Genomic DNA, 9,195 nt, shown 5'->3' on the forward strand with positions numbered 1-9,195 from the left:
AATTGGCGGGTTCAGCCGCCGAAGAGCCGGAAGATGAACCGCAGCGGATCCTCCACGGTGCTCTGCGGCAGCTCAGGCGGGCCGGGCGGCGGCGGTGCCTCGGCGAGCACCACGCGCACGGCGGCGATGATCTCGGCGGTGGTCGGATCCAGGAGCTTGATGCCGAACTCATCTGCCTGCAGCGCGATCGGGACGCCACGCGCTGGCGCCGCCGAAACGGCGGCGAGCTGGAGCAACACCAGATCAGGCGCGCCGGGCACCACCCTGACCTGAGCGACATCGATGACCTCGGCGATACCGTCCTCGGCGGCGAACACACCGACGCGCAGTGCCCGTGATTGTTTCGCGAGTGCCTGGTTCAGCGGCGGATCGACCAGCACGAACTCCGGCTCGATCAACGTGCCCGCGCCGAGGACTTCCCCGGTGGCACCCGCATCGCCGACCGCGTACACCACGACCAAGGTCCGCCTCGTCATGCGCAGCAGTGTCGCACGAATCATGCCGGTACCGCGGCGCGATGAGGGTTCTCATCGCGTTGAGGTAGACGCGAAACACCGCGGCAGGCCGATTCGCGCGAGTGCCGTCCACGCCCATTCTTGAGTCGTTCGATTCCCCCGACTACCAGGCCGAATCCCAGAAGGGCTGCACCACAATGCTTCAGGACACGGCGTTCACGTTCGCCCACCCCGACTATTACGAGCCCTTCGAGCGCACCGATCCGGGCAAGCGATACAACCCGACCCGGCCGCCCGAAGGCTGGACCCGCCACCAGTTCGAGGTGTGGACCCACTGGTCGCCGCCTGATGCCGAACTGCCCGAACAGGGCTGGAAGGTGCACGTGTCGAGTGCGCTCGGTTCCGCGCAGCACGTGCTCGATGTGGTGAGCGCCGCGTGCGCCGAACTCGGCGTCTCGTTCAAACATCTCACCGGCAAGCAGTACTTCCTCTGGATGCACGGCAAACACGGCAGCCGGGTGCAGAGCGGCAAGTTCTGCGCCCTCTATCCGCCGACGCCGCAGCTGGCCTACGCCCTGCTCGAACGCCTGGAACGCGAATTGTCCGGTGTCGCAGGGCCGTACGTGCTCACCGACCGCCGGTTCGGATCGTCGCAGTGTGTGTCCTACCGCTACGGCGCATTCCGCCCGCGGCACCGCCTGCAGCCCGACGGCACCCGGGTACCGACCATGCTCGCCCTCGACGGCACCGAGGTTCCCGACGAGCGCCGCCCCGAATTCCTGCTGCCCGCCGATATCGCCGATCCGTTCGGCCCGGTTCCCGAGGCGGACGGCACCGACGAGGTGAGCTTCCACGGCTACACCTTCGACAGCGTGCTGCAGCAGAGCAACGCGGGCGGCGCGTACCGGGCCAGCCGCGCGGACGGCAGTCCCGTATTCGTGAAAGAGGCTCGCGCACATAATGGTTACGCCGGTGACGAAGACGCACGCGGACGGCTCGAGCGCGAGTATCTGACACTGCGCGCCCTGCACGCCACCGCCCCGGCCCTGGCGCCCGCGCCGATCGAACTGTTCACCGAGTGGGAGCACACGTTCCTGGTGACCGAGTTCGTGCCCGGCCGCACCCTCAGCAAGTGGATGGTCGCGACCAATCCGCTGATCCACGCCGGGGAGGACCCCTCGGTGTTCGCCGCCTACTACCGGCGCTGCACGCATATTCTCGATCAGCTTGCCGCGCAACTGGATACGCTGCACGAGCTCGGCTACGCCTTCGTCGATGTCTCGCCGGGCAATATCCTCGTCGATGACGACGACTCGGTGCGGTTCATCGACTTCGAGGCCACCCAGCCCATCGACCATCCGCTCGGCCTGCTCGGCACCCCGGGCTACGAGCCACCGGAATCGCGAGCGCCAGGCGGGCGAGCGAAAACCGATCCACTGCACGTCGACGCCTACGGCCTGACCGCGATCGCGCAGCTGCTGGTCTTCCCCATGCACGAGGCCGCGCGGCGCAGCCCGGAAACACTGACCCACCTGTATGCCGATCTTGCCGAATTGTGCCCGCCGCCAACAGCTCTCTGGGCGACCGTGGTGCGATCACAGCCAGTCCCCGACGCACTGCGCCTGCCGACGCCGGCCCAGGTGCGCTCCGCTCCGGCGGAAACGCTGCGCTGGCTGCGCGACCGCACGGCCGACGCGCTGGAACGCATGGTCGATCTCACCAACCCGCGCTGGACGTATCCGACTGTCTCGGAAGGACATCGGTCGAACACCCGGTGCCTGGCCTATGGCACCGCCGGCGTACTGCACGCGCTGCGCGCCGCGGACCGCGAGATCGACCCGAGGGTGGTCGAGCGACTCCGCGCCCTCGCCCTGCGTGACCGGCAGAAGACCGGCCCGGGCTTACTCTTCGGGAACGCCGGAATCGCCTGGGTCCTCGACGATCTCGGCGACCGCGACGCTGCGACAACCCTGCTCGCCACGGCCACCGCGCACCGACTCGCGACCGAGTCTGCGGGATGGGGCGGAGGCGCGGCGGGTGTTGCCATGACTCACCTGTCCTTCTTCCACCGCACCGGCGACCCTGACCACTTGGACCAGGCCCAACGGCTACTCGACGCGGTACCCTACGGCGACGCGCTGATCCCAGCCCTCGGCCAGGACCATCCGTCCGGACTCGTGCACGGCCGACCCGGCATAGCGCTTGCGCTGTACTACCTTTCGATGCTCACCGGCACGGACGAACCGTTCGAACGCGGACTGCGGCTGCTGCGTGACGAACTCGTCCATATCGAGCCGTTACCGGTCGCCGCCATGGGTTTCCGGGTCTCGGCCACCGATCGACGCAATATGCCCTACCTGGCGTGCGGGAGCGCGGGCTATGCCCACGTCCTCGCCCGCTACCTCGACCGCAGACCCGATCCGGAACTCTTCGCGCTGCTGCGCAGTTGCGTTCGCGCCGTTGGCATTCGGTTCACCGCCGCCCCGGGACTCTTCCAGGGACAGGCCGGACTTGCCCTCATCCACGCCGACATGGCCGCCCGTTTCCCGGACGAGAACTTCCTGTCCGACGCGACCGCCCGCCCCACCGCGCTGTTCAAGCACGCGATCACGGGCGAGACCGGCATCCGCTGGCTCGGCGGGCGCGGGCAGCGGCTCAGCGCCGATCTGGCCACCGGTTCCGCGGGCATCCTGCTCGCTCTCCAGCACGCCACCACCGGCGTCGCCGACCCGCTGTTCACCCTCGACCACTGCCTCGACGCGGCTCGGCGAACAGCCACCCAGACCCCCAGCCCACGACGAGATCACCAGAGGAGGTGAACCACATGACCAAAGTTCTGAAGCTCCAGCTCCAGTCCGACCCGGAACTCGGCGACGACGCACCACTCAGCTCCTACAGCGAGCACCACTGCAACAACGAGGACGCGCAGGCGCTCTGACCTGAGAACAAGACCACGAGAAGCGAAAGGAGGTGAACGACATGACAAAGGTTCTGAAACTGCAACTGCAGTCCGATCCGGAGCTCGGCGACGACGCTCCGATGAGCTCCTACAGCGAGCACCACTGCGGTGGTGGTGGCGGGGGCGGCGGCTCCGAGGAGGTGCTGTAGTCCGATCGGTCGCCGGGCGCGGGTATGACCCGCGCCCGGCGAAATCCCTTGTACAACAAGCCAATCAAGCAAAGGAAGAAAACATGGAACACAAGAACATGGTCGCCCTGGCGACGATGACGACCGACGACGATCTGTTCGACGACGCGCCGATCAGCGTGCTGAGTGTCGCCTACTGCGACGACGCGTATTTCGGGTGATCTGATGAATACAGCAGCTACCGCGGCCGCACCCGAGGCCGATCTGCGGACCTACCGGGTCGCGCAGGCGGCCTCGACGTTCGGCAGCACCCTCACCGGCACCGCGGTCTCCGTGGTCGCGGTGGTCGGATTGGGCGCTGGGCCACAGGAGGTTTCGCTCATCGTGACCTGTGCGATGATCCCGCCACTGGTGCTCGGCCCTGCGGCCGGAGTGTTATTGGACCGGGTGAGCAGGCCGCGGCGGCTGCTGCTCGCCGCCGACCTCGTTGCCGCCGCGGCGGTGCTTGGTTGTGCGGCGGGGATGAGCGCGGGCGTGCTGACCATCGCCGGACTGGCCGCGCTGTCGTTCGTCCTCGGCGTGGCCAGGGTGGTGATCGAGGGCCTGTACTTCGGCCACCTGACCACGCTCGGTGTCACCGATCTCGGGCGGGCGCGGGCTGGCCTGCAGTCGACGACCATGGTGTCGCGCTCGCTCGGCGCCTCGATCGCGGGCCCGCTGGTTGCCTCGGTCGGCGCGGCGGCGATGTTCGCCTGCGATGCGGCAACGTATCTGTTCAGCGCCTACTGCCTCACCCGGCTCGCCTCGCCCGACAAACGGACGACCGAGCAGCGCCACGGCTTCGGCCGCGAATTCCTCGACGGCGTAAGGGCTTTGCGCGGGCACACGCTACTCGCGGCCTTGGCGGTATATCTACTGGCCGGCGGGGCCGCCTCGGGCGGTATCGCCGCACTGCGGGCGGTGTTCCTCCTCGACGACGTCTCGTTACCCGTTGCGGTCTACGGGATTCCGGCCGTGGTGGCCACACTGTTCTCCGCCGCCGGGGCGCTGTTGGCGCCACGCATTCATGCCAGAGGCGTACCCGCCCGGCGAGTCCTGGCGGTCACGGTACTCGGCGGCGCCATCGGCACCGCGGCACTGCCGATGGCCACCGGGCCGACGGCGACGGTATTGCTCGCCGCCTGCCTCGGCGCGGCGGTGCCGATGTTCTTCGGCGCGGTGCTCAACATCGCGCTGGTGACGGTCATAGGCGAGGTCGGCGACGGGTTCTTCGCGCGAGTCGGCGCCCTGCTCGCCACCGGAACGACGGCGGCGAATCTGCTCGGCGCGGTGCTCGGCGGCGTGCTCGGCGAACGATGCGGAGCCCGAACCGGAATCGCGGCGTTCGTCGCCGCCGACCTGGTCGCGTCGATCGCCTTCCTCCTGATCGTCGGCCGCTCCCCCGCGGTCCGCGACAGCAATAACGAATCGATTGTGAAGGTGGCACGATGAATGCCGAATACCCCGACGCACCGAAGTCCGATGTGTGGGATGTCCTGCACGGCATGCGGATTCCGGATCCGTTCCGACAACTCGAGGACGCCGACGATCCCGACAACCTGGCCTGGGTGGCGACCCAGCGGCAGCTGGCCGAGGACTATCTCGCCGCGCTGCCTGGCCAGGAGCGGCTGCGGGAAGTGCTGCGCGACATCATCGTTCAGGGGCCCACCGCCTCGCCGGTGAAATCCGCAGGCACCCGCCGGTTCCGGGTCGGCCGCGCGCACGTGGGCGGACCGTGGCAGCTACAGGTCGCCGACGGGCCGGCGGCCGACTGGCGGACCCTGCTCGACGCGACAACCCTTGGCACAGGGGCGATCCTGCGGCGCTGGACGCCCTCGCCGGACGGCCGGTTCGTGGCCGTGCAGGCCAGCGTCGGCGGGTCCGAGGACGCAACCCCGCTCGCCCTGGTCGACGCCGCAACCGGCGAGGTGGCGCAAACCTGCACGCTGACCCGGTATTCGCCGGTGGAGTGGGTCACCGACGGCAGCGGCTACTACTACGTGCGACGCCACGACAACCGTTGCGGCAGCGGGGTTTACCGCCATCAGGTGGGAACCGCGATCGCCGACGACGAACTGCTCATCGGCGACGACAACCCGGTCGGCCGCTACCACCTCACGTTCTGGCACGACCGCTGGCTCGTCGTCACCGGCCGGGCCGGGACCAGCCGGACCACCCGCGTGTCGATCGCCGATGTGATCGAAGGCGGTTCGCCGCGACCACTCGAACTCGGCGGGCTGTCCTCGGCCGGGGTCGTAATCGACAGCGCGGGCAGGCTTTTGGCGATCTCGAACGCCACCTGCGAGTTCGGCCAGCTGCTCGTCGCCGAACCGGTGCCCTCGGGCGGCTGGGGTCCGTGGCGGGTGCTCGTCCAGGCCGACGAGCTCGCGGTGTTGGCCGCGTTCGCCCTGGCCCCGACCGACGGTGACGACCGGCTGCTGATCCTGCGCACCCGAGACGGGTACGCGGAGCTGGCCGTACACGACGCGCAGTGCGGCACATGGCTGCTCGACGCCGAACTGCCCGGTGCGGGGACGGTCGCGGCGATCAAGTCCACCGACGAACCGGGCGTGCTGGTACTGAGCTACACCGACTGGATCCGTCCGCTCGGTGCGTGGCGGCTTGATCTGCGGTCGGGCCGGGTCACGCCGGACGAACCGTCGTCGCGCCTGCTGCCCGGAATCACCGTCACCAGAACGACATACCGTTCCGGCGACGACACCGAGGTACCGGTGACGGTGCTCGCCCCGGCCGGCCCGCAGGTACCACGGCCGACCATCCTCAGCTGCTACGGCGGCTTCGGCATCACCTTCCGGCCCGGCTATCAACCGGACGGACTGACCTGGGTGCTTGCCGGTGGCGTGATGGCCATCGCGGGGGTGCGTGGCGGCGGCGAACGCGGGCGCCGCTGGCATCTCGACGGTGCCGGCGCGCACAAGCCCAACGCGTTCACCGACCTGCACGCGGCGGGCGACTGGCTGGTCGACACCGGGTGGACCCGTCGCGGCCAACTGGCGCTGCTCGGCGGCAGCAACGGCGGGCTGATGGCGGTCGGCGCCATGGTGCAGCGGCCAGGCGACTACGCCGCGGTGGTGAGTGCGGGTGCCCCGCTGGACATGGTGCGCTACGAACGCTGGGGCCTCGGCCAGGCCTGGCGCGAGGAGTACGGCTCCGCCGCCGATCCCGCGGCTCTCGCTGTCCTGCTGCGGTATTCGCCGTATTACAACGTCACCGCGCGGACCGAGGAGCCGCCGCGCCGATGGCCACCCGCGCTGTTCACCACCGGCGACAGCGATACCCGGGTGCCAGCGGTGCATTCCTGCAAGATGGTTGCCGCGCTCCAGCACGACGGTGGCGGGCCCGTGCTGCTGGATGTGATCGTCGGCAAGGGGCATGCGGGCGGTGGTCCGGCATCGGACAACGCGCTCATCTGCTTGCTCGCGTTCGTCGCCAGGCACACCGGGTTGCGGCTCGATCGCGCAGAATCCTTGTGACTGAGTGCAATTCGTCGATCAGGGCATCCCGCCGCTGGGCGGGATGCTCAGCGCGAGTAACGCGGTGTCGTCGTCGACGCCGTCGAAACGAGCAAGCAGGTCGGTCACCGCGGTGACCACCGCGGGTGCGGTGGTCGGGGCCAGCGGGCCGAGGAAGTTCAGCAACTCTTCTTCGCTGTGCCGAACGGAGCCGGTGGTGCGCGCCTCGGTGAGTCCGTCGGTGTAGAGCAGCAGGGTGTCACCGGGACCTAGGCGAAACTCGACACTGGCGAAATGGGCATCGGGCAGCGCGCCGACCAGTTGCCCGCCGGGGATGTCGAGGAACCGCGCACCGCCGGTCGCGCTGAGCAGCACCGCTGGCGGATGGCCGCCGCTGGCGAGAACTACCCTGCAGCCCTTGATATCTGGAGTTAGCTGACCGTAGATCACGGTGCAGAAGCGGGGATCGATACCGTGGTACTCGTGGTTGAGCACGGTGTTGAGGATGGCCAATGCCGCGACCGGGTCGGGATCCGAGGCGGCCGCGGCGCGCAGGGTGTATCGGGCCAACGAGGTGACCGCCGCGGCAGGGGCGCCCTTGCCCGACACGTCGCCGAGGAAGAACCCCCAGGTGTCCCCCGCCAGTGGAAACAGGTCGTAGAAGTCGCCGCCGACCTCGTCGACCGATGCGGTGTGATAGTAAGCGGCAACGTCCATTCCGGGGATCGTCGGCAAGGTGGGCGGGAGCAGAGTCCGCCGCAGAATGGTGGCGAGTTTCAGCACACGATCACGTTCCCGGTCGGCGTCTTGGCGGGCCCGCAACAGTTCTTGTTCGTAGGCGCGGCGGTCGCGGGCGTCGAAGATGGTGGTTCGGATCAACTGGGCCGTACCGTCGGCACCGGTTTTGACCACCGATGTCACCAGCACCGGTAGTCGAGTTCCGTTGGCGGCCTTCAGTTCCAGGGCGAGCCCGCCGATCTCGCCGTGCATGCGCAGTGTCGGCGCGATGTGCGTTTCGTGATAGATCCGCCCGCCAACGCTCAGCAGGTCGGTGAACCGTCGTCGGCCGACCAGTTCGTCGCGACGGTAGCCGAGCCAGTCGAGCAGCGTGGTATTGATTTTGGCGATCGTGCCGTCCATCAGCGTCGAGAGGTAACCGCACGGTGCGTGCTCGTAGAGATCTTCGGCGCTGTCTTCCAGCAGTGCGGAGAAGGCCGGATTCGCGGCATCGGGGTCGCCATCGCTGGGACCCATGCTGCCGCCGCGGTCGTCATCGGCGTGGCAGATCACGGCATGCTCGCCGCCACGAATTCCGTTATCGCTCGGCTGGTCGCTTCGGGTGCGCTCAATTGCGGGCAATGCCCGGTCGCGTCCACCGTCAGCAGTGTGCTGCCGGGGATCTGCTCGTGCACGAATTGACCGACCTCGGGTGGGGCGATGGCGTCCTCGCGGCTTTGGATAATCAGCGTCGGCACGGTGACATGGGCCAAATCGGCACGGTTGTCGGACAAGAAGGTGGTCTGCGCGAATACCCGCGCGATCGCGGGGTCGGTGCGGCAGAAGCTCTCGGTCAGCTCGGCCCCAAGCTCGGGCCGTTCGGGATTGCCCATGATCACCGGCGCCATCGTCGCCGACCAGCCCAGATAGTTGCTGTCGAGCGATTCGAGGAGTTCGTCGATGTCCGAGCGACTGAACCCACCCCGATAGTCGCCGTCATCGATATAGCACGGCGAGGGCGTCAGCAGGACCAGCTTGGCGAACCTGTCGGGCTCGCGGATAGCCGCAAGCACCGCGATCATCGCCGACACCGAATGGCCGACCAACACCACGTCACGGAGGTCGAGCTCAGCGCACAAATCGAGAATATCGGCGGCATAACCATCGAGCGTGTTGTACCGCTCGACCGACCAGGCGGCCAGATCCGACTTTCCCGCGCCGACATGATCGAACAACACCACCCGGAACCGGGCTGCCAGCGCGGGCACGACCAGCCGCCACAGATTCTGGTCGCAGCCGAAGCCGTGCGCGAGCACCACCGTCGGACCGTCGTCTCGACCGACTACCACGACATTGTTCTTGCTGCTCGCATCCACCTACCCATCCTCCCACCTCGTGGCACGGCCGTCCGACATGGCCGCCGA

Annotated in this window: 7 protein-coding genes; 4 read left to right on the forward strand and 3 right to left on the reverse strand. The window is 68.3% G+C overall.

Annotated features, from left to right (window positions below; genetic code table 11):
* Positions 1-11 precede the first annotated feature (11 nt).
* Positions 12-476 carry a hypothetical protein gene (locus OG203_RS03580; RefSeq protein WP_405164213.1) on the reverse strand — a complete coding sequence of 155 codons (465 nt, stop codon included), beginning with the start codon at positions 474-476 and terminating at the stop codon, positions 12-14.
* Positions 477-652: 176 nt separating this feature from the next.
* Between OG203_RS03580 and lanKC the strand changes: the two genes are divergently transcribed.
* From lanKC to OG203_RS03600, 4 genes are all read left to right on the forward strand, one after another.
* Positions 653-3,274, forward strand: coding sequence for a class III lanthionine synthetase LanKC (lanKC, locus tag OG203_RS03585; protein ID WP_405164214.1), 2,622 nt, complete (start codon positions 653-655; stop codon positions 3,272-3,274).
* A 160-nt stretch (positions 3,275-3,434) separates the two neighbouring features.
* On the forward strand, positions 3,435-3,563 hold the full coding sequence (locus OG203_RS03590; protein WP_281427676.1) for a hypothetical protein: 129 nt from the start codon (positions 3,435-3,437) through the stop codon (positions 3,561-3,563).
* A gap of 204 nt (positions 3,564-3,767) precedes the next feature.
* Entirely contained in the window at positions 3,768-5,033 is a 1,266-nt protein-coding gene (locus tag OG203_RS03595) for an MFS transporter (protein WP_405164215.1), read from the forward strand.
* Positions 5,030-7,075, forward strand: coding sequence for a prolyl oligopeptidase family serine peptidase (locus OG203_RS03600; protein ID WP_405164216.1), 2,046 nt, complete (start codon positions 5,030-5,032; stop codon positions 7,073-7,075). Before OG203_RS03595 ends, OG203_RS03600 begins: the two co-directional genes overlap by 4 nt.
* An 18-nt stretch (positions 7,076-7,093) precedes the next feature.
* Here OG203_RS03600 and OG203_RS03605 read toward each other — a convergent pair whose 3' ends face one another.
* Both OG203_RS03605 and OG203_RS03610 read right to left on the reverse strand, forming a co-directional pair.
* Positions 7,094-8,308 carry a SpoIIE family protein phosphatase gene (locus OG203_RS03605; RefSeq protein ID WP_405164217.1) on the reverse strand — a complete coding sequence of 405 codons (1,215 nt, stop codon included), beginning with the start codon at positions 8,306-8,308 and terminating at the stop codon, positions 7,094-7,096.
* Positions 8,309-8,340: 32 nt separating this feature from the next.
* Positions 8,341-9,147, reverse strand: coding sequence for an alpha/beta fold hydrolase (locus tag OG203_RS03610; protein WP_405164218.1), 807 nt, complete (start codon positions 9,145-9,147; stop codon positions 8,341-8,343).
* Between the last annotated feature and the right edge of the window lie 48 nt (positions 9,148-9,195).

It is taken from the genome of Nocardia sp. NBC_01499 (genome assembly GCF_045040275.1).
In the GTDB taxonomy this organism is placed as follows: domain Bacteria; phylum Actinomycetota; class Actinomycetes; order Mycobacteriales; family Mycobacteriaceae; genus Nocardia.